Raw genomic sequence first — 18,581 nt, 5'->3', positions numbered from 1 at the left:
ATCCTAACCAGAGAGAATGCCACGGTAGAAGGCAAACACACGTTGAGCAACTCGATCCCAGGCATAGAGTTGCGCCTTAATTGTACCCGCTTCTGCCATTGCAGCCCGTAATGATTGATCTTCGATCAGTTGCAAGATCGCAACCGCCAAAGCTTGGGCATTGCGGGCTGGCACCAGCAACCCTTGCACCCGATGATCCAACACATCGCGATAGCCAGGGTTATCAGCAGCTACCACTGCTGCCCCAGCGGCCATGGCCTCAAGCAAGACGATGCCAAAGCTCTCGCCACCAGTTGAGGGTGCGCAAAAGAGGGTCGTTTGTTGGTAAAGGGCAGCTAACTGGGCCTTGCTCACATAGCCCAACCATTCCACATGGCGAATTTGCCATTGACGAATGGCGGCAAGAAATGGAGTTGGGTCGCCACTACCTGCAACAATTAAACGTGTATCAGGCCGGGTTCGTTGCACATAGCTCATCGCTTCGAGCAAATAGCGAAAGCCTTTGCGTTCTTCGTTGAAACGGCCCACAAACAAGACACTTGGGCTGGCGTTGTTCAGGCCAAAGCTTGGTTGCTGGGTGCTGTAGGTCGCTATATCAACCCCATTCGGGATAATTGTATACTCTGCGGGAAAATAGCGATGGGCAAATTCTTGAGCTGCTGCCGAAACCGCAATTCGTCCATGCAATTTTGGTTCCAAGCGTCGCAATAAGGCCAAAATTGAGGTATAGCCAATCGAGCGTGTGCCCGCCGCGTGGAAGGTTCCAACATTTGGCACGCTGGAGCGGCTCAGAAAAGTCGTTGGCAGGGTTGGCGAAAATGGCTCGTGAATATGCGCAATGTCAAAATGATGCTTTTGAAAAATTTGACGAATTTTAGGCCCAAGAGTTAACGAAAGGCTAACTCGCGCAACCGAGCCATTGACCGCAACAGGTGTAACATGACCTAGCGGAATAAAATCGGGATCAGGTGGAGTGCCCTTGGAATAGGGCGCAATTAAGGTCACCCGATGGCCCCAGGCCCGGAAATAGTGGGTTAGTTGATTGACATGCTCGGTTACCCCGCCAGCGTAGGCCGCATCGTATGGCCATACGAGGGCAATATGCAATGAATCGCTGGCCATAGGCTCCTCACAAGGTTTCTCCATTGAGCAATGATTCAATCAAGGCAATCAGTTGCTCGTCGGAGTAGAAATCGATGCGGACATAGCCGCCATTGCCTTGGCGTTTAACTTCAACTTTGGTGCCAAGTTGACGGGTCAGTTGATCGACCGCCGCCGTATCGTCAACGTTGGGTACTACTGGCTCAACTGGAATGATGTTGCGAGTTGGGGCTGCTGGCGTTGGTGCACCATTGCGCCGCGATGCCCGTGGAGCCGCGCCGCGTTGCTGAATTGCGATTCTGGCTTGAGCTGGGGTTTGGCTTTCGTGCTTAATCAACTGGGCCATTTTTTCGGCCTCGCGCACCGAAAGCCGAAACTCAAGAATTTGCTCCATCGCCAAAATTTGGATGCGCTCATCGTCAATCGTGATCAACTGCTTGAGATGCCCCGCCGTGAGTTGCTGCTCCATCACTGCTTGTTGTAAGGCTGAGGGCATTGTGAGCAAACGCAATGCGTTAGCAACCGCAGGTCGGCTTTTGCCAACTCGTTCGGCAATTGCTTGCTGGGTGAGGCCAAACTCATCGCGCAACAATTGATAGGCTTGAGCTTCTTCCAATGGATTCAAATCGGCTCGCTGGATATTTTCAACCAAGGCCAATTCAAGCCGCTCTTGGGGCGTAACCTCTTTGATGATCACTGGAACTTCGCTTAATCCAGCTTGTTGAGCTGCTCGCCAGCGGCGTTCGCCAGCGATCAACTCATAGCCAGTCGCGGTACGAGTCACCACCAAGGGTTGCAAAATTCCATGGGTCGCAATCGAAGCGCTCAATTCTTCGAGCGCTTCGGCAGTGAAAATTTGGCGCGGCTGATGTGGATTCGCCTCGATTGATTCGATTGGCACGCTATGCAATGCGCCAACCATTGGTGTTGACGTTGTGGGATCAGGGCGAATCAGCGCTCCTAAGCCTTGGCCCAAACCACGTTTTTTGGGGTTCATGCCGCCTCCAGCCTGCGACTTAGTTCATCGACCAGCATGGCATAGGCCATCGCGCCCTTGCTAGTTGGATCATACTCGCGAATCGTTTGGCCATGGCTGGGGGCTTCACTCAGGCGAATCGAGCGGGGAACTAAGGTATTGAAAATTCGTTGCGGAAAATATTGGCGCACCTCGGAGACGACCTGCTGCGCCAAATTGGTGCGGCCATCGTACATCGTCATCACCACCCCTAAAATAGTCAACGCGGGGTTGAGCGATGTGCGCACCAGATCGATCGTATTTTTGAGTTGAGCCAAGCCTTCCAAGGCCAAATATTCACATTGCAATGGGATAATGACCCCATGAGCGGCACATAAGGCGTTTATGGTTAGCAAGCCCAACGATGGTGGGCAATCGATCATAATCGTATCGAAGGATGTAGCAACTGGAGCCAAAGCATCACGCAGACGGTGCTCCCGCCGATGCTCATCAACTAACTCAACTTCGGCCCCAGCTAGCTCAACAGTTGCTGGCAGCAGTTGCAATTGCTCACGGCCAGTTGCGGTTAACACAATTTCAGTCGGTGCATTGCCTAAAAGCACATCATACACCGTGGCTTTGAGTGCTTTTTTGTTAATGCCCAAACTGGTGGTGGCATTACCCTGCGGATCAAGATCAATCACCAACACCCGTTGGCCACGGGCAACAAGCTCCGCAGCGATATTTACGGTCGAGGTGGTTTTGCCAACGCCGCCTTTTTGATTTGCTACTGCAATAATTCGTGGTGCCATACACTTATTTCACAACATACTATCTCGCGCCGAATTGTACCATACCATCGCTGTTTGGTCTTGTCTATCACTAGAGTATTTTGGGGGAAATTGGGGTTAATTCCAAACCAGCAATCAATTGGGAGTTGCTGGCGCTACGATTTGGCTTAGCAAAGCCTATTATTGCTGAAATTGCTCAATTTGCTGAGCGGTGGGCAAGCCTGGAATTGCTCCACGTACAAGAGTTGCCAAGGCTCCGGCAATACAGGCACGATGTAAGGCTCGCTCAAATTCAGTTTGAGCATCGGATAGGCTAGGTTGCTGAATTAATTGAGCTAATAAACAGGCTACAAAGCTATCGCCAGCGCCGGTTGCATCAATTGCCTGCACTTTGGGCGCGGCTACATGGCCCGAGCCAGCAGCAGTTTGATACCAACAGCCTGCGCTGCCATCGGTCACGACAATCACTTGGCTGCGTTTATGCCATAAGCTTTGAGCGGCGGCCAGTGGATCAGCCAGCGCCGTCAGGAATTCGGCTTCCTCACGACTGAGTTTGACGATTTGGGCCAATGGCAAGAGCTTAAGCATCACTCGTCGCGCTGCTTCCAGCGAGGGCCAAAGCGCTGCCCGCAAATTGGGGTCAAACGAGAGCACCGCGCCATTGGCATGGGCTAGTTCAATTGCGCGTAAGGTGGTTTGATAGCCCAAATCGTTGCTGGCGCTGATCGAGCCAAAATGCAAAAGCTCAAGCTTGGCAAATTGGCGTGGGTCAAGATCGCTTGGCGCGAACAACATATCAGCACTAGGATGGCGATAAAACATAAAATCACGTTCACCATCGGCTTGCAACGCCACAAATGCCAAGGCGGTGCGAGCTTGCTCAGTGCGGCGTAGGCCTTGGATGTTGACATTGTGCTGAGCCAAGGTATCGGCCAAAAAATCGCCAAAAGGATCGGCCCCGACCATGCCCAAAAAGCCACTGGCAATGCCCAAACGTGCTAAGCCAACCGCAACGTTGGCAGGCGCACCACCAGCAGCGCGTTGCCAGAGCGGCGTATTGGCAACCCCTAAACCAGCTTCGGTTGGCACAAAATCCACCAATAATTCACCGAGACATAAAGCCTGTGTCATGGCAACTCCCGTTATGCTTGGCTGAGTTTGCTGCTGCTGCTGGTGCGTTCGATCAGATCGACGGGCAAAGTGTAGAGGGTTGGGCGGCGCGTGCCTTCATTCAGCGCGGCCAGCAAAACCTCGGCTCCTTTACGGCCCATTTGCTCCATTGGCTGATGAATTGTGGTTAAGCCCACCAACTGGGCCATTTCGAGATCATCATAGCCAACCACGGCAATATCTTCGCCCACCTTCAAGCCGCGTTCGCGCAAAGCATCGATCACGCCAAAGGCTAAATCGTCGTTGGCAGCAAAAATGGCGCTTGGCGGCTCGGGCAAGGCCAGCAATTCAAGCGCCGCCTGATGGCCCCAATCACGCCGATCAAAGCCCGCCCGCAGATATTCAGGCTGCAAGGGCAGATGATGCGCGGTAAGGGCCGCTTCATAGCCACGCCGCCGATCGCGGTTGACGGTAAAACCCAAATCTGGCTCCAACTGCCCCGAAACAAAACCAATCCGCTGATGGCCTTGACTGATCAGATGTTCGACGGCTTTGAAAGCTCCACCCACATTATCGACCACCACCGAGGGCAAGTTAGCAGCTTGAGTGTCGATCATCACGGCTGGTAAGTTGGCAGCTTGTAGGCGTTTGATTTCAGGTGGAGCCAAAGGTAGCGAAACAATCAACAGCCCATCGGTACGCCCCAAAAATGGCAGAGTATTAAAGTAGCGTGTGCGTTGTTCCGGCGAATCAACATTAAAAATAATCAACTGATATTCAGAATTGGCCACAACTGCCTCGATGCCCCGCAGCACTTCAATAAAAAATGGCCGCGTAAGGAAGGGCAGAATAATCGCAATCGCATTGGTTTTGGCGGTTACCAGTTGACGAGCAGCATGATTTGGCCGATAGCCAAGCTCGTCAATGACTGCCAAAACTCTGGCACGGGTTTCTGGTAGCACGTTGGGCGATTCGTTGAGCACCCGCGAAACGGTTGCAATGCCAACTCCCGCCCGTTTCGCCACATCTTTAATTGTATATGCCATGGGTTTGTACTCTCCAATGAGCCATGGAAACGCTTCCAGAGCATCTTATCCTGAGTGTAGCCAGCTTGTCAAGCGTGTGCGAAAAATCATACCATAGGCCATGCAAAAGGGCGATAGCTTAGGGTTGGCTGTAGACAACTGTCCAATAGTGGCCGTAGGTGGCTTGAGCATTTTGGGCATGACCAATGCCAAACTCAGTAATATTGGGGTTAAGCAACTCGGCTTGCAAAGCTGGATCATTGATCAATGCGTTGAAAGCAGCTTGGGGATTGCTATGGCCCGCACTGATATGCACATTCCAGAAGCTGGCAATATAGTTGGCTTGGCGCAGCAAATCGCCAATTGTTTGGCCTGCTTGGTTGGAATTGCTGAAATAGTTGTTGTTAGCCATGTCGCTGCTGTGGGCTTGAGCCACGGCCAGCACTTGCGGTTGCAAGGTCAGTGCTGCAACTCCATTTTGGCTGCGAAACTGGTTGATCAAATCGGCCAACTGGCTAATTTCTGGAGCAAGCGGGGTTGGCTCAGGCATTGGCTCAATCGTTGGTGGCACCTGAGTTGGCTCAGGGCTGGGCTGAATCACGGCGGTTGGTAATTCGAGGGTTGGCTCAGCGGTTGGCTCACTTGTAGCAGGAATGCTGGTAGCGGTGGGCGTGCTTGATGGTAAATTAATAATTCCAATCATTGGTGATGTCGGCGTTGCTTCGACTGCCCCAGCTGATTGCATCGTCATAAGCACTTGCCAACCAATCAGGCCTGCAATAATTAGCAAGCTAACAATCCCCATGGCATACCAGCGTGGCTTGATTTTGACTTGGGCTACTTCCGGCAGTTTGGCCCCATTGAGCGCAATTGTGGCTTGGCCGGCACTCGAAACCACGCGCGGCCCGCGTACAGTATTGTTTTCGTTGGTGCTAGCCGTGGCTTTGCTTGGTTGTTTGAGCAATTGCAAAGCAGCTTTAGCCGAATCGGGGCGTTTATTTGGATCTGGCTCCAACAATTGTAAGATGAGCGTATCCAACCCTGCTGGCACATTATCGGCCAATTCGCTGGGACGGCGCAGCCGTACATGGCCCGAAATCCGCGATTCAGCTGGAACTGGCGCATGGCCAGTCAGCATGTGGTAGGCGGTTGCCCCAAGGCTATACAAATCGGAGCGGGCATCGGTTGCTCGACCACGGGTTTGCTCAGGCGAGGCATAAAACAGCGAAAAAGCTTTGGCGGCAGTTTCAGTGCTTTGGCTGCGCTTGGCGATGCCAAAATCGAGCAGCACCAAACGTTCATCAGCGGTACGCTTGATATTCTCTGGCTTAATATCACGATGAATAATATTGAGCGCATGCAATTGGGCTAGCTGGCCCAGCATAATTGTTAGAAAATGTTCGACAATATTGGGCGCAATGCGCTCGTGGGTTTCGATTAATGCCCCAACCGTTGTGCCGCTAATAAACTCCATCACCAACGCGATCACATTGCCATCGCTCCAAATATCGTAAATTTCGGGAATAAATGGCAGTTGGCGGGCATGCTGAGCCAGAATTTGAGCTTCGACGTTGACCTGTTCGCGCATAGCTGGCGAGTTGGCAGTGATCAATTTAATCGCATAATGACGAGCTAAATCAACATCGAAAGCCTCATAGACCACCCCAAACCCACCTTGACCGAGCAAACCTTTGACGCGGTAGCGATTGCGCAGCAGCAGAGGCTGATGACATTGCGAACAACGAACATCCGTTGCTGTCACAACGGTTTGACATGCATAACAGTTGATCGTCATAGTGCCACCCTATCGCTAAGCCAAGAGAACCAATAGCCCTAGCCTACACCAACCATACGGGTCAATGCAATGGATAATCAGGGCTATTTCGCAACCCACGACCCCGCGCCACATGGCTGCTTGCAGCTAGGCCAAATGCTGTCGCTGGGTGTGAATTCTGCTACAATAGAACTATGATAAAACTACTGATGAGTTGGAATATAGCAGAAGGCCGCGAGCAAGCTCATCTTGAGTATGTCACGAGTGAGTTTGTTCCTGCTCTGATGAAGCATGGCGCGATCAGCGATGCCTGGCTTTCGTTGGGTGGTACGCCTGAGGCTCCCGAAATGATCCTTGGGATAACCTCGGATGAAGAAATTGAACTCCGCTCGTTTATGCAGAGCAACGAATGGCAAGAATTGAGTGCCAAGCTTAGCCGTCATGTTGCTGATTTTCGCTACTGGTTCACCAACAAAATTCAAAACCCTGGTGGGTTTCAGATGTGAGCTAAAACAAACAAGGCGATCTAGCTGATGCTAAATCGCCTTGCTTGCTAGTGCCAACAGCAATTGCCTAGGCTGCAACCGCCTCAACCTGCTTTAGCCTTTTTTAATTAATAAGCGAATCGCAGTGCGTTCCTCTTCATCGATGGCAACATCAATAAACGAAGGCACACATACAATATCGATTCCTTCTTCTTGCAGATATGAGCGAGCGATTGCTACGGCTTTAATCGCCTGATTGGTTGCGCCAGCGCCGATCGATTGAACTTCGGCATGGCCCGCCTCGCGAATAACTCCGGCAATGGCCCCGGCAACAGCCGATGGGCGTGAACGGGTAGAGACCTTTAATACTTCGGCATCGTTGTGCACTGCGCCAGCATTGCTGGGCGCATCGGCTGAAGTGGTCCGTTGGTCGTCGTTGCTAAAGCGATCTAGTTGATACGCCATTGCTGCCTCCTTGAAAAGGAACGGTAGAGATTGCTGTCATGCACGCATCGCGCCTTCTCGGTTTGAGGGGGGAGGGCGATGAACACGGACTTGCCAAGCCGCATGCCCACGATGGTACAAAAACCATCTTTGCCCTCTCCCTCACACACAGAGCCTCGCCCTATGCTTACCGTGCATAATCAACCGCACGGGTTTCGCGGATGACGGTAACTTTGATTTGACCTGGATATTGCAGGGTACTCTCGATCTTTTTGGCCACTTCGCGAGCCAAATGAATACTTTCCAGATCGTCAAGCGCATCGGGTTGCACCATAACCCGGACTTCCCGACCGGCTTGAATTGCGAATGCCCGTTGAACACCAGGAAACGATGTGGCGACATGTTCAAGAGCTTCGAGCCGCTTAATATACAAGTCGATGGTCTCGCGGCGAGCGCCTGGGCGACCACCAGAGATAGCATCGGCGGCTTGAACAAGAAAAGCCTCAACAGTTTGAGGTTCCTCATCGTTATGATGGGCAGCAATTGCATGAACTACCGCCGCGTTGCGGCCAAGCCGTCGGGCAATATCAGCCCCGATTAACGCGTGCGGCCCTTGTACATCGTGGTCAATGGCTTTCCCAATATCATGGAGCAGCGCTGCGGTCTTGGCAACCTGCACATTGGCACCCAATTCTGCTGCCATCGCTCCTGCCAAAAAGGCACATTCTAACGAATGCTGCAAGACATTTTGGCCGTAGCTAGTACGATATTTCAACCGCCCCAGAATCTTCAAGAGATCTGGATGAAGGCCTTGGACGTTGGCTTCGTAGGCCACGCGTTCGCCTTCTTCGCGGATTATTTGCTCAAGGTCTTGGCGGGTTTTATCAGCGACTTCCTCAATGCGGGCGGGGTGAATCCGACCATCTTTCAACAATCGGTTCAGGGTTAAGCGGGCTACTTCACGACGTACTGGGTCGTGGCAAGAGAGTGTGACCGCTTCGGGCGTATCATCGACAATAATATCGACACCAGTAATTTGCTCGAATGCGCGAATATTGCGCCCTTCGCGCCCGATAATCCGACCCTTGAGTTCCTCGCTGGGCAGTTGTACCGTGCTTACAGTAATTTCGGCGACATAATCTGATGCACAGCGTTGGATCGCCAACCCAACGATTTTGCGTGCAATCCGATCGCCATCGAGCTTTGCTGCCGCTTCGATTTCGTGGATGCGGCGAGCAGCCTCGGCACGGGTTTCTTGTTCAACACGAGAGAGAATAATTTCACGTGCTTGTTCGTTAGTGAGACCTGCGACCCGCTCTAGCTCAGCTTGTTGGGCTGCGCGTAGGCGTTCGGCTTCGCTGTGTAAGTTTTCGACCGCTCGCTCGCGCTGGCCTAACTGGCGATCGCGCTTTTCGGTTTGGTCGAGCTTACGTTCGAGAGTTTCTTCTTTGCGATTGACCCGCTCTTCTTGTTTTTGCAAGCGATTGCGAGCTTCGCGGAGTTCGTTTTCACCAACTTCCCGCAGCTGTTGTTGTTCTTCGCGGGCTTTTAATTGCAATTGTTTGTACTCAGTCTTGGCTTGTTCTAATTGTAGTTGTGCTGCTGCTTCAGCTTGGGCCAGTGCTACACCAGATTTTTTCGTTAACCAAACATAGGCACCGCCTGCGCCTGCAGCTAGGCCAATGAGTAAAGCCAGAGCTGGAAGGATAAAGTCCACAGGGTTTCCTCCTGGCTCAATTGTTAAGGTTCACCGACGAAATGGCACGATGATAAGCTGTGTTAAGGGATTGCTAAGAATTCCGTTTCCTGCCGTATCATAGACGTTTTGCTAGGTAGTGTCAAGCTGATACGTGATACAGATTCCTCCCTTGGTGTTATCCCTCTGATCCTACACCATGAGCAGTTTTATATCCCCTTTATGTGGGATGATTTACGGGGGATATTTTCTCCAAGTTTCTCTAGATTCTCTCCATTTAGGCGCATTTTTCTCTAAACTTGCTGCAATTGCGGGGAGTCTTATGATCATTATGCTTAATTGAACATAGCTTTTTTGTGAAAATATTTCCTAACAATTATCAACATTTATCAGGTAAAATCCTCGCTAAAACGCCAATTCAGGCCATGAATGATTCATTCAAAGCCTAGATTGCTCACTAGTAAACGGCACATTTGTTGGGAGTTTTGGCAGTTTTTAGGGCGATTGTTACAAAGTTTTAATCAAGGCTAAGCTTGGGGGTAGTTTTTTAGCAAGGCAGGATGGATTAGTCGGCGTTGTTGATGCCCTCACCCCCTAACCTCCTCTCCCGCACGCGAGGGGAAGCATCGCCATCGATCGGTCATACGGGCGGAAACGTCGCTCCTCTCCCGCACGCGAGGGGAAGCATCCGATCATAAACGATGAAACGCCCCTCGCCCGCCGCAGCGGGAGAGGGGTCGGGGGTGAGGGCACAAAACACCCAGCAATTTATAGCGGGAGCAGCCAACCCTTGAGGCTGCTGCTCCCCACTTTTTCATGCGCTTCAGAGTGCTTATTTTCGAGGGAATGCTTCCCATCCCTCACCAACCCTCAAATCACATAGGCTTTTCCAACTCCAAGAGCATCGCTTTGTTAACATAGCTCTGCGCCGTCAAAAGACCGCAATACTCACCCAGTATATGAACAAAGCTCTGCCAAAGCATAGCCCGCGTCACGGGGTCGCTAACGAGCGCGTCAAACTGCTGCGTTTTGGTTCGCTTGGCGTGCGAGAACCCCCCGTAGAGACACAGATCAAACACCTGCCGCTGGGTGAGCGGCTTGTCGATCCTGCCGATCACGTTCCCATCGGTATCGACGACCGGATACCGATCAACCAGCTCCGTAACTCCATTCAATGCAATAGCGAATAAGTCTCGATTCGCAAGATAGAGGTAGGCATGCTCGGTGCCAATCGTTGCACTGGTGTAGTGGTGGGCGAGATTTTCCAGCGAACATTCTTCGCTATCGTCGATGAAGCACCGCATGGTCAGTACAAACGCAGCGGTTGCTTCGGAGCCTAGACTTGGAGCGGTCGCATTGAACAAATCATGGGCGTTGTCGGTGTGATCTTCCTGGATGGTGGTGTCGTTCCCGCGTTTCACGAGGTGCTGGACAAAGGATAAGCTCAACAGCGTATCCACCGTCTCATTAAAGCGCCGTAGAACATAGCTAAAGTATTCAACGTTCGATGGCGTGGCGCGGGGGAACACCGCACCGTGGAGCACGAACCGATCGCGAACCGTCGCGATCGGCTGAAATAGGAGATCCTCGTCGTGGGCTTCCAGCGATTGCTTGAACGCGAGAACGTCCTCTCGTACGTCGCCCTCAACCCGAATCGTCACCTTGGGGTCTAGGCTGATCCGATACTGCGCTGGGTTCGGCGGTGACCCGGTGGTGATGTGCACGAGCTTCATGTCCTTGTTGAGGAGCGCACCTTGGTCATAGTGAAGGGTTAACATTCCTGTCACCCCATGACTGAGTTTGGGCATGCTCACGTTATACGCGGTAATCGCGGTCACCACGAACGTGCCCTCATCACCCATGGATGGGATGTAGGGACGACGAATTTCGAGCATATCCCCGATACAAATATCCGTGAGTGCTCGTCCTCCGACATACCACTCGTTTGGACTACGCTGCTCAACAGGGAGTATGTGAAAGGCTCCATTGTTCATGTTATTTCCCTCGTTTCATTGCTTCTTGAACACATGTCTCTATTTGTTCAAGTTTGAGGAGATGTACTTCTTGTTGTAATGCCTGGCTTAATCCGCCTTCCGGTATAGCAGGAACACCGAGTCCCATACTATCTAGTATCCCTGCTGCCTGTTGGGCGCTAATAGTCGTGCTTGCGCGTCGCGCAAACTCAGTAGGCGGTATATCAAGTGCGACTTCTAGCTTGAGGGCAGCTAATCCATTAAGCTCCTCAACGTTGATACCCGCAAGATCCATGCTATTTCTCATCTGGTTATCGATTCATCTTATTGTGTCCCGACAACGGCTAAACGGTTTTGCACAGTAGTGCGAGGTCGGGCCAGCGCTCAATAATTCGGGCAACGGTCGCGCGATCGGCGGCATTTGATCCAAGGAAGAACGCCTCGGTGGTTGTGAGGGCAATTTTTACCTTCTCCTTCTCATCGGAATGGAGCCAGTCGCGCATGATCTGATGCAGACTTACGCGCTGCTCATCGACGAGCCAACAGAGTTGGTCGATAATTTCGGCAAAAAAGACTGGTGGAGTATGCGGCGATAGGCGGCTCAATAAATATTCTAAGGCCTCATTAAGCGTGGTCGCCATGGGTTCTTTGGCTGGCTGATAGCGCTCATAGACCCATTTTCGCCAACTTGGATCTTCATAGCATGAGGCTAGGTAGCTGCAAAAGTTCTGTTCAGTATCATCAATCTGATCGTAAACCGGATCGAGGGCGGCTACAATCGCTGGGCGGGCTTTCCAATAGCGCGTTTTGATGAGGTTGGTTGCGCCAGCGTTGATGCTCAGATTGCCCATAAATGTGCCCGATTCGTGGCGAATGGACAAGGCGGGTATGAAGGGCACAACTTTTTTATCAACAATTAAATAGAGTTGGTCAAACGCGATCACACCGATGATTGCTTGGCCGCCATCAAGCTTGCACAAGACTGTGCCCATGCCAACAATCGAGCGCTGATCGTCGGGAGCCGTAAGTAGCGCAAGTGATGGGAGTTCGATGGTGGTTTCTCGGTTAGGGTAATGCTCAAGATACATCGTGCTTCTCCTCTGGTTTCAGTATCAGTTTTGAATTTCAATTTAATCAAGTAAGATCATTTTTATGCAAAAAATTACGCCAAACCTTAATTGTATTCTGGACATCGCTATTTGACTCATCTGCCATAGAATCGAGCTATCGACCTAAGTTAACGAAATTAACTTTACCTAATGAAGTGATACTACCTTAGTTTTTTTGGTTTGTCGGGATTCGCCAAGCTGCCCACTCAAGCGTAATCTGTGGTGGGCAATGGTTGCTTGATGAACTTAACATGTGGATTGCACGCTTATCTTAATCATGCTTCGTGCTCTTCGTGGTTTCGATTTATAACTCTTATTTAGCTCAATTCAATCTCAATCACAGGGCAGATGCGGGTTTGTTGGCTGCGTAAATCGTAGAGGGTCAGGCTATCGCTGGCAGTATCGTAGATGGCACAGCTATGGCTATCGCGGATGGTTACGCCATAAACCGAGCCTGGATTGAGCACAGTCAGATGGCCGCAACGTACATGCATTGGTCGGTGAGTATGCCCAAGCACAATAATTTGATCGTTGGGATGCTCGCGCACAAGTCGTTGCCATTTGCTGCTCCGGCTTTCTGGCAACATATCCACGACATCGCTCCATGGTGCACCATGGGCTAGCACTAGACAGCGATTCTCTATTTGTAAACGGTGGCTGGTTGGCAGCGCCGCGATATAATCTAAAGTGGCTTGGGTGACAATTCGGCCCCGACTGGCGAGGCGTTCGCGCTGGTTGCTTTGGCTCCAACGGCTATGCTCGCGTAACAAGGTGAATTCGTGGTTGCCCTTGATACAAGCAATCGAACGATTGATCAATACTTGGACAATCGCGTCGGCATCTGGCCCACGATCAACTACATCGCCAGCACAAAGTATTTGCTCAATCGCTTGGCTGGCAAACCAAGCTAAGGCCTGTTGAAAGCCGACACCATCACCATGAATATCGGCTAACAACCCTAAACGCATCTAGGCAACCCCAATAAAATTAAAGGCTCGTTGCAAATATTCCAAGGTATTGCTGGGGTAGGCATGACGCAAACCAGGAATAATTTCAAGCTCACAGGGAATTCCATTATCATTTAATAGTTTGACCATGCGTTTGATTTGGTCGTGGGGAATCGTGCGATCATGTTCGCCAACCAAAATATAACCCCGCAAATTGCGGCCTTTGGCTTCGCGAATTTCCGGCAACCATTCCTCAGGGTCGTCGATTGTCGGGCCGCCTGGGCCAAGCAATACAAAGCCACGTGCTTCGATTGGCCCAATCAAGGCTAGGCGCAAGGCAGTTTCGCCGCCCATCGAAAAACCTGCCAAAATAATCCGTTCGGGATCAACTTGGTATTCGTTGCCAACATCGGTGAATTGCTGCACCAACTGACGCAAGGCCGCCGATTGATTGTTCCACACGTAGCCATCAGATGATTCAGCCTGAGCCGATTGAGGTGCAGCCAAAATCCAATCAATATCGATCAGATTGTTCCAGCCATACAAGGTGTGCATACTGTTATCGCCATTGCCGTGGAGCGCAAAAAATAGCGGATACGGGCCTAGCTCATCTGGCCCCAAAATATACATCTTGGGATCTTTGACCGCTTCCAGTTGGCGCTGAAAACAAACCGCTGCCAAGCGCTCGAATTCAGGATCACCTTGCAAGCTAATCCACGAAGGCGTTTGACGGATCGTTTCGGCTCCATACCAAAAACCACGGGCAACTGCCTCGCTTAGAATTTGAATCGCATGTTCGGGCAAGCCAATCCGCGCGGCCATACATGAGCGCAGATAGGCAATCATCGATGCGTGTTCGGGAAATTTCGCTCCCTCTGCATCAAGTAAATCGAGCGTTTCGCGATATTTTTGAGCTGTGTATTGCTCAGATACCACTTCAAAGAGGTCGTCGTATGTTTCGAAGCTCATCGCCGTGGAACTCCTTTTGCCAAAATCACTACGCGGGGGAGCGATGCTCGTATTGTAGCGTTAATCGCCCTGAACGAAAACATGGATTTTTGTCCTATGATTGGGGTATTACCTGGATGATTATGTTTGGCTAAAAGCGCGGTACAATACTCGTTACGATTGTGCTGGAGGTTGATGATGTTTTCGCAGCGAGTCAATAGCCCTCACCCGGCGCTGATCGGGGTAATTATCGGGCTGGTGTTAATTTTTTTGGTTTCAACCCGTTCTTGTAATCCTGATAGCGAGCAAACGCTTCGCAGCCGTTTTGCCGAAGCTAACGCCACTCAGGTGGCCAGCCAAGATCTTGGTACGCCGATTTTGCCCTTGCCCGCTCCCGTGCAGGAGTGGAGTTCGACTGCAATTGCGCGACTCCAAGGCGGCGAGGCGGTTGTGCCAATTACGCCTGTGGTCACCAACAATAAGCTCAAAGTCGATATTCAATCGCTCCAACAAGTGGGCGATGGCCTCCAAATTAAAGGCCTAGTTACCAATATTAGTAGCAAAGAATTGCGCGTGCCCTTGTCGGCCTTCCGTTTTACCGACCAATCAGGCACGGTCTATGCTGCTCAAGGCGATGCAGCGGCCAATTTGCCGCCCAACGCCAACACAACGCTTGATCTTACCTTGCCGATCAAGAATCCAACCGCATTAACTATGGTTGTCGAAATTCCCGCCGAGGAAATTCGGCTGGAAGTTAATCTACTTGCTCAACAACAATAAGTTTAAGGAGTTTTCATGACCCGTCAAAAGGGACGTGGTGCGCGTGAACAGAACCGAGCTGATCGGCGCAACGAATATGCAACTTTGGTTGCTCCGCATTTTAAAGGCTTGATTGTGCCCGAATCACCAGCCGATCGGATTATTTTGTTTGGTGATGAGCTGGTCGATTTGGCGGTGCATTTGGCGCGGCAAATTCCCGATGGTCAGTTGGTGCTAATCACCAGCGAATATGATCGTTGGCAAGCTGCCAGCGAAGCTTTGGCCCCATTTGCCCACGCTACAGTTTTGCAAGAACTTGACGAATTGCGCGACCCCGATGGTTTTCCAACAGAGCCATGGTCGTTGGCGGTGATGTTGGTGCCGTTTCAGCTTGGCTCCAAAACTGTGCTCGATTTGATGCGCAATTTATTTGGCTGGCTCCGCGCTGGCTCGCCGATTTACCTTGGTGGCAGCCGTATGCACGAATGGCAAATTACCAGCGAGCGATTTAGCGCTATGGCTGGCCCACTAACCATGCTCTACAACGGCGATCCCGTGCGGATTGCCAAAGGCATGGCGCGTGGTGGCAGTTTGGTTAGCGCCGAATAAGTAGTTCCCTCACCCCAACCCCTCGCCCACTGCGGTGGGCGAGGGGGCGTTCCAACGCTCATGCTGAGATGATTCCCCCTCGCCTCGCTTGGCAGGAGAGGGGCGTTTCGTTTCGTGGTTCCCCCTCGCCTCGCGTGCGGGAGAGGGGGTCAGGGGGTGAGGGCATGAATACCGCTAATTTTTGGATCTACCTTAATTTAGAATGTAGGACTAAAGCAACTTTTACCGTTGCACTATTGGGTTAAAGATCTGATCAGTCGGCAAGAATGGGTTTGGCTCCTCAAAGATTGGCCGTGGTTGTTTACTAGTGATCACTTCAAGATTGCGGCCTGCTGGCGGGTTGGGTATCGCCGTCAACAGATAGCGACTGCTATCGCTGCTACTGACTTGCACGATGTATTCGCCAGCTAGTGGGGTAGGATTATAGGTAATTTGATCTAAGCCAAGGCTGGTTGATTGCTGAGTTGGAGCCGTCCAGATATGCGGTTCCCATGCGTGCAAATTGCTATTACCAAATTGGTTTTGTAAGCGAAAGGCTTGGGCTTGGTCGCGTTTGAGGCTAAACCGATAGATATGTTTTTGGTTTTGGCTGATGGTTGCGGGCAACGGCGCATAATTTAGCCGCACGATTGCCGGAATCAAGCTATAGCCATTGCTCGAATAGCCCCAAACATACAAAATAGCCGCACCAGGATCTAAGCCTGCTAAGCTTAACCGTACCGTTGGCAAAGATGGCTGATTAATCGTGGTAGTAGCCCGCAGCACCGGCGTTTGGAAGCGAGGGTTGGCAGCATTGCCCTGATATTGATAGGCTTGGATAATCAGCCTTGAAACTGGTGTACCGCTGCCCGCTTGTTGCTGGACATTCAGCGTGAGCGTTGGGCTATTCGATAATTGCAGATTATTGAGCGTTGTCGCATTCAAAATTGGGCGGCGCGGCACGGTTGGAGCAATATTGATTGAGCGACTAAGCACATTATTGTTTTCGTTACTTTCTTGCACATGCTGGCCGCCATCGCCAACGACTCGCAAGCTATAAACCCCAGCATTGGTTGGTTGCCAAATTGTTTGAGCATAGATTCGTTGGTTGCCTGCCTCAAGTTTGGTCAGCATCAGGCTATCGCTAAATACAACTGTGCCATTGGTTAATACCTCAAAGCGCACATCGCTGCGCTGGACTGCGCGACTAACATTCAACATAACATTCAGGCGAATCGATTCATTCACGGCCAAATTGCTATCGGCAGGGTTCAATTGGCTCAGGCTGATGTCGGCGCGAGGATTGGCTTGATCGCGGGCAGCAGGTAAGCTGGGCGTACACAACGCCGTTTGGACATCAATATCACGCCAATATTCCTGAAAAACCTCATCCCAGCCGTTGCGATGGGTCACATCGGCTAAAAATGCCAACGGATGCGGATTATCCAGCTGGGTGTCATCGTCGTGATACCAATGCGCCTGCCAGCTTAATTCGGTTGCTCCCACCACCGGAATACCTTGTAAATCGGCGTATAAACTTAAGCCAGCGGCATCATCGTCAAGCCCAAGTGGATTGAGTCCATCAAAAATCCACTGAGTTGGAGTTGGGTCGAACCATGGAAAATCGTTATCCGCCAAGCGATACACCACAACCATCGAATTGCCACTGCTATTGCGAATCCGATCGCGGGTTTGGGCGGCAAGGCTTGCAATTTGCGGATTGAGATTGGCGAAACTTTGGCTCAAACCATGGGCAAAACTGCGCAAATCAACCAAGCCATCGGGCGCGTTAAGCTCCCAGTCACTTGGCTCACAATAGGTCAGATCATATTTTCGACTCTCAAGATAGGCATTGAACAATGCTGTTCGGGTTGCTTCGCGCTGACTGGAATTAAGCAAATTGAGATAGATTGCGTTCGAGGCACTATCCCACGTGGTTTTGAGATTATTCAATTGATCGGCATCGATCACGCTTAAAATCCGTGGATGGTCGCTGCTTGGTAGTTGATTATGGTAGCTATTGAGGATATGTTGAGCCATTTGCAGCGGATTAGGATTACTGTTCAAACCAAGCAAGGCATTGCCGGGCATGGTTGGGTCGAAAAAGGCATAGTTGGGCGAGGCGGTCAGATATTCGGCATACGGTGCAAGCGGATACAAGGCCTCAACCGAGCCACCAAAACACATTAACACGTCGATCACCGCAAAGCGTGGGCCAATCGGAGCCGCAATTGCCAAGGCCAAGGCCAAATCGTTGGGCGAAAGCGCATTATAGCCGCTGATGCTAGTGGTCAGCGTGTGATCGGTCACATCGGCATTTGCCCCAATGCGGGTGGGCAACGGAGGCAAATTGATACTGCTAGCTGGGCGTTCGGGCTGGCTGATCGTTGAAATCTCGATATCGGGCATAATTGGCACGCCATGGCCGATATAGCTCAAGGTGTAATTTTGGCCAGCATAACTGCTTTTGGCCCACAATAAAAAACCACCCAAGGTTTTGCCATCGGTCACATCATATTCTTTAAGGTTGCTATCAATAATTCCATCAATATCGGGCAAGCCAATCAAGGTATTGACATTGCCGTTCTGCACAACTCGCACGTGAGTATCATTCATTCCAGCCAGATCAGCCAAAACAATCGCCGTGAGATCGGGCTGACCAACAGTGGCATTGGTAATGCTGGTGAGGGTTGCATCATAATAGGGCGTTAAATTCATCGTGCTATCGAGGCGATTATCGTAGGCCAAAATATAAATGGCCACCAATGGCGCTGCTTTCGGTGTTGCCTCCACGATTGGCGGAAGCATGGCACTTAACAATAGACCGATCAGCAAGCAGCACCGCAGCAGACGTGTTCCCATGGGATAATCCTCCG

The 18,581-nt window shown here is 51.2% G+C and carries 17 protein-coding genes; 3 read left to right on the top strand and 14 right to left on the bottom strand.

Going from position 1 to position 18,581, the window contains the following annotated elements:
* Nucleotides 1-3 precede the first annotated feature (3 nt).
* The 6 genes from ABEB26_RS03160 to ABEB26_RS03135 all read right to left on the bottom strand — a co-directional run bounded on the left by ABEB26_RS03160 (nucleotide 4) and on the right by ABEB26_RS03135 (nucleotide 6,777).
* The gene (locus ABEB26_RS03160) at nucleotides 4-1,122 is read right to left on the bottom strand and encodes a glycosyltransferase family 4 protein (RefSeq protein WP_345720491.1); all 1,119 of its coding nucleotides are present in this window, start codon (nucleotides 1,120-1,122) and stop codon (nucleotides 4-6) included.
* A gap of 7 nt (nucleotides 1,123-1,129) precedes the next feature.
* Complete coding sequence (locus ABEB26_RS03155; protein ID WP_345720490.1) at nucleotides 1,130-2,098, bottom strand: ParB/RepB/Spo0J family partition protein; 969 nt, start codon at nucleotides 2,096-2,098, stop codon at nucleotides 1,130-1,132.
* The gene (locus ABEB26_RS03150; protein WP_345720489.1) at nucleotides 2,095-2,868 is read right to left on the bottom strand and encodes a ParA family protein; all 774 of its coding nucleotides are present in this window, start codon (nucleotides 2,866-2,868) and stop codon (nucleotides 2,095-2,097) included. Before ABEB26_RS03150 ends, ABEB26_RS03155 begins: the two co-directional genes overlap by 4 nt.
* A gap of 159 nt (nucleotides 2,869-3,027) precedes the next feature.
* Nucleotides 3,028-3,978, bottom strand: a complete 951-nt coding sequence (locus tag ABEB26_RS03145) for a PfkB family carbohydrate kinase (protein ID WP_345720488.1) — start codon at nucleotides 3,976-3,978, stop codon at nucleotides 3,028-3,030.
* 11 nt (nucleotides 3,979-3,989) lie between these two features.
* Nucleotides 3,990-5,003 carry a LacI family DNA-binding transcriptional regulator gene (locus tag ABEB26_RS03140; protein ID WP_345720487.1) on the bottom strand — a complete coding sequence of 338 codons (1,014 nt, stop codon included), beginning with the start codon at nucleotides 5,001-5,003 and terminating at the stop codon, nucleotides 3,990-3,992.
* 118 nt (nucleotides 5,004-5,121) lie between these two features.
* The gene (locus tag ABEB26_RS03135; RefSeq protein WP_345720486.1) at nucleotides 5,122-6,777 is read right to left on the bottom strand and encodes a protein kinase domain-containing protein; all 1,656 of its coding nucleotides are present in this window, start codon (nucleotides 6,775-6,777) and stop codon (nucleotides 5,122-5,124) included.
* 188 nt (nucleotides 6,778-6,965) lie between these two features.
* Here ABEB26_RS03135 and ABEB26_RS03130 point away from each other — a divergent pair, with 188 nt between their 5' ends.
* Nucleotides 6,966-7,262 (top strand): hypothetical protein, encoded by a 297-nt coding sequence (locus tag ABEB26_RS03130; protein ID WP_041304961.1) that lies wholly within the window; start codon nucleotides 6,966-6,968, stop codon nucleotides 7,260-7,262.
* A 93-nt stretch (nucleotides 7,263-7,355) separates the two neighbouring features.
* Here ABEB26_RS03130 and ABEB26_RS03125 read toward each other — a convergent pair whose 3' ends face one another.
* The 7 genes from ABEB26_RS03125 to ABEB26_RS03095 all read right to left on the bottom strand — a co-directional run bounded on the left by ABEB26_RS03125 (nucleotide 7,356) and on the right by ABEB26_RS03095 (nucleotide 14,379).
* Entirely contained in the window at nucleotides 7,356-7,706 is a 351-nt protein-coding gene (locus tag ABEB26_RS03125; protein ID WP_012192314.1) for a stage V sporulation protein S, read from the bottom strand.
* Nucleotides 7,707-7,872: 166 nt separating this feature from the next.
* Nucleotides 7,873-9,423, bottom strand: a complete 1,551-nt coding sequence (gene rny / locus ABEB26_RS03120) for a ribonuclease Y (protein WP_345720660.1) — start codon at nucleotides 9,421-9,423, stop codon at nucleotides 7,873-7,875.
* Between the two features lie 833 nt (nucleotides 9,424-10,256).
* Complete coding sequence (locus ABEB26_RS03115) at nucleotides 10,257-11,375, bottom strand: hypothetical protein (RefSeq protein WP_345720485.1); 1,119 nt, start codon at nucleotides 11,373-11,375, stop codon at nucleotides 10,257-10,259.
* Between the two features lies 1 nt (nucleotide 11,376).
* Entirely contained in the window at nucleotides 11,377-11,649 is a 273-nt protein-coding gene (locus ABEB26_RS03110; RefSeq protein ID WP_345720484.1) for a hypothetical protein, read from the bottom strand.
* A gap of 49 nt (nucleotides 11,650-11,698) precedes the next feature.
* On the bottom strand, nucleotides 11,699-12,442 hold the full coding sequence (locus ABEB26_RS03105) for a hypothetical protein (RefSeq protein ID WP_345720483.1): 744 nt from the start codon (nucleotides 12,440-12,442) through the stop codon (nucleotides 11,699-11,701).
* 338 nt (nucleotides 12,443-12,780) lie between these two features.
* Entirely contained in the window at nucleotides 12,781-13,431 is a 651-nt protein-coding gene (locus ABEB26_RS03100) for a metallophosphoesterase family protein (RefSeq protein WP_345720482.1), read from the bottom strand.
* Nucleotides 13,432-14,379, bottom strand: coding sequence for an alpha/beta hydrolase (locus tag ABEB26_RS03095; protein ID WP_345720481.1), 948 nt, complete (start codon nucleotides 14,377-14,379; stop codon nucleotides 13,432-13,434). It abuts the gene before it with no gap.
* Nucleotides 14,380-14,553: 174 nt separating this feature from the next.
* On the opposite strand from ABEB26_RS03095, the gene ABEB26_RS03090 reads away from it, so the two are divergent.
* Nucleotides 14,554-15,138 (top strand): hypothetical protein, encoded by a 585-nt coding sequence (locus ABEB26_RS03090; protein ID WP_345720480.1) that lies wholly within the window; start codon nucleotides 14,554-14,556, stop codon nucleotides 15,136-15,138.
* A gap of 15 nt (nucleotides 15,139-15,153) precedes the next feature.
* Nucleotides 15,154-15,726, top strand: coding sequence for a hypothetical protein (locus ABEB26_RS03085; RefSeq protein WP_345720479.1), 573 nt, complete (start codon nucleotides 15,154-15,156; stop codon nucleotides 15,724-15,726).
* A 222-nt stretch (nucleotides 15,727-15,948) separates the two neighbouring features.
* Here the strand turns inward: ABEB26_RS03085 and ABEB26_RS03080 are convergent, their stop codons facing one another.
* A complete protein-coding gene (locus ABEB26_RS03080) occupies nucleotides 15,949-18,567 on the bottom strand; it encodes a clostripain-related cysteine peptidase (RefSeq protein ID WP_345720478.1) in 2,619 nt (872 codons plus the stop codon).
* Between the last annotated feature and the right edge of the window lie 14 nt (nucleotides 18,568-18,581).

It is taken from the genome of Herpetosiphon gulosus (assembly GCF_039545135.1).
Lineage (GTDB): Bacteria > Chloroflexota > Chloroflexia > Chloroflexales > Herpetosiphonaceae > Herpetosiphon > Herpetosiphon gulosus.
Note: the sequence above shows the minus strand (reverse complement) of the source record. Positions and strands in the feature narration are given on the sequence as shown.

Coding starts and splice junctions, on each gene's coding strand:
- ABEB26_RS03090 (WP_345720480.1), top strand. CDS start 14,554: ATGATGTTTTCGCAGCGAGTCAATAGCCCTCACCCGGCGCTGATCGGG.
- ABEB26_RS03160 (WP_345720491.1), bottom strand. CDS start 1,122: ATGGCCAGCGATTCATTGCATATTGCCCTCGTATGGCCATACGATGCG.
- ABEB26_RS03100 (WP_345720482.1), bottom strand. CDS start 13,431: ATGCGTTTAGGGTTGTTAGCCGATATTCATGGTGATGGTGTCGGCTTT.
- ABEB26_RS03105 (WP_345720483.1), bottom strand. CDS start 12,442: ATGTATCTTGAGCATTACCCTAACCGAGAAACCACCATCGAACTCCCA.
- ABEB26_RS03130 (WP_041304961.1), top strand. CDS start 6,966: ATGAGTTGGAATATAGCAGAAGGCCGCGAGCAAGCTCATCTTGAGTAT.
- ABEB26_RS03080 (WP_345720478.1), bottom strand. CDS start 18,567: ATGGGAACACGTCTGCTGCGGTGCTGCTTGCTGATCGGTCTATTGTTA.
- ABEB26_RS03150 (WP_345720489.1), bottom strand. CDS start 2,868: ATGGCACCACGAATTATTGCAGTAGCAAATCAAAAAGGCGGCGTTGGC.
- ABEB26_RS03125 (WP_012192314.1), bottom strand. CDS start 7,706: ATGGCGTATCAACTAGATCGCTTTAGCAACGACGACCAACGGACCACT.
- ABEB26_RS03155 (WP_345720490.1), bottom strand. CDS start 2,098: ATGAACCCCAAAAAACGTGGTTTGGGCCAAGGCTTAGGAGCGCTGATT.
- ABEB26_RS03140 (WP_345720487.1), bottom strand. CDS start 5,003: ATGGCATATACAATTAAAGATGTGGCGAAACGGGCGGGAGTTGGCATT.
- ABEB26_RS03135 (WP_345720486.1), bottom strand. CDS start 6,777: ATGACGATCAACTGTTATGCATGTCAAACCGTTGTGACAGCAACGGAT.
- ABEB26_RS03085 (WP_345720479.1), top strand. CDS start 15,154: ATGACCCGTCAAAAGGGACGTGGTGCGCGTGAACAGAACCGAGCTGAT.
- ABEB26_RS03145 (WP_345720488.1), bottom strand. CDS start 3,978: ATGACACAGGCTTTATGTCTCGGTGAATTATTGGTGGATTTTGTGCCA.
- ABEB26_RS03115 (WP_345720485.1), bottom strand. CDS start 11,375: ATGAACAATGGAGCCTTTCACATACTCCCTGTTGAGCAGCGTAGTCCA.
- ABEB26_RS03095 (WP_345720481.1), bottom strand. CDS start 14,379: ATGAGCTTCGAAACATACGACGACCTCTTTGAAGTGGTATCTGAGCAA.
- ABEB26_RS03110 (WP_345720484.1), bottom strand. CDS start 11,649: ATGGATCTTGCGGGTATCAACGTTGAGGAGCTTAATGGATTAGCTGCC.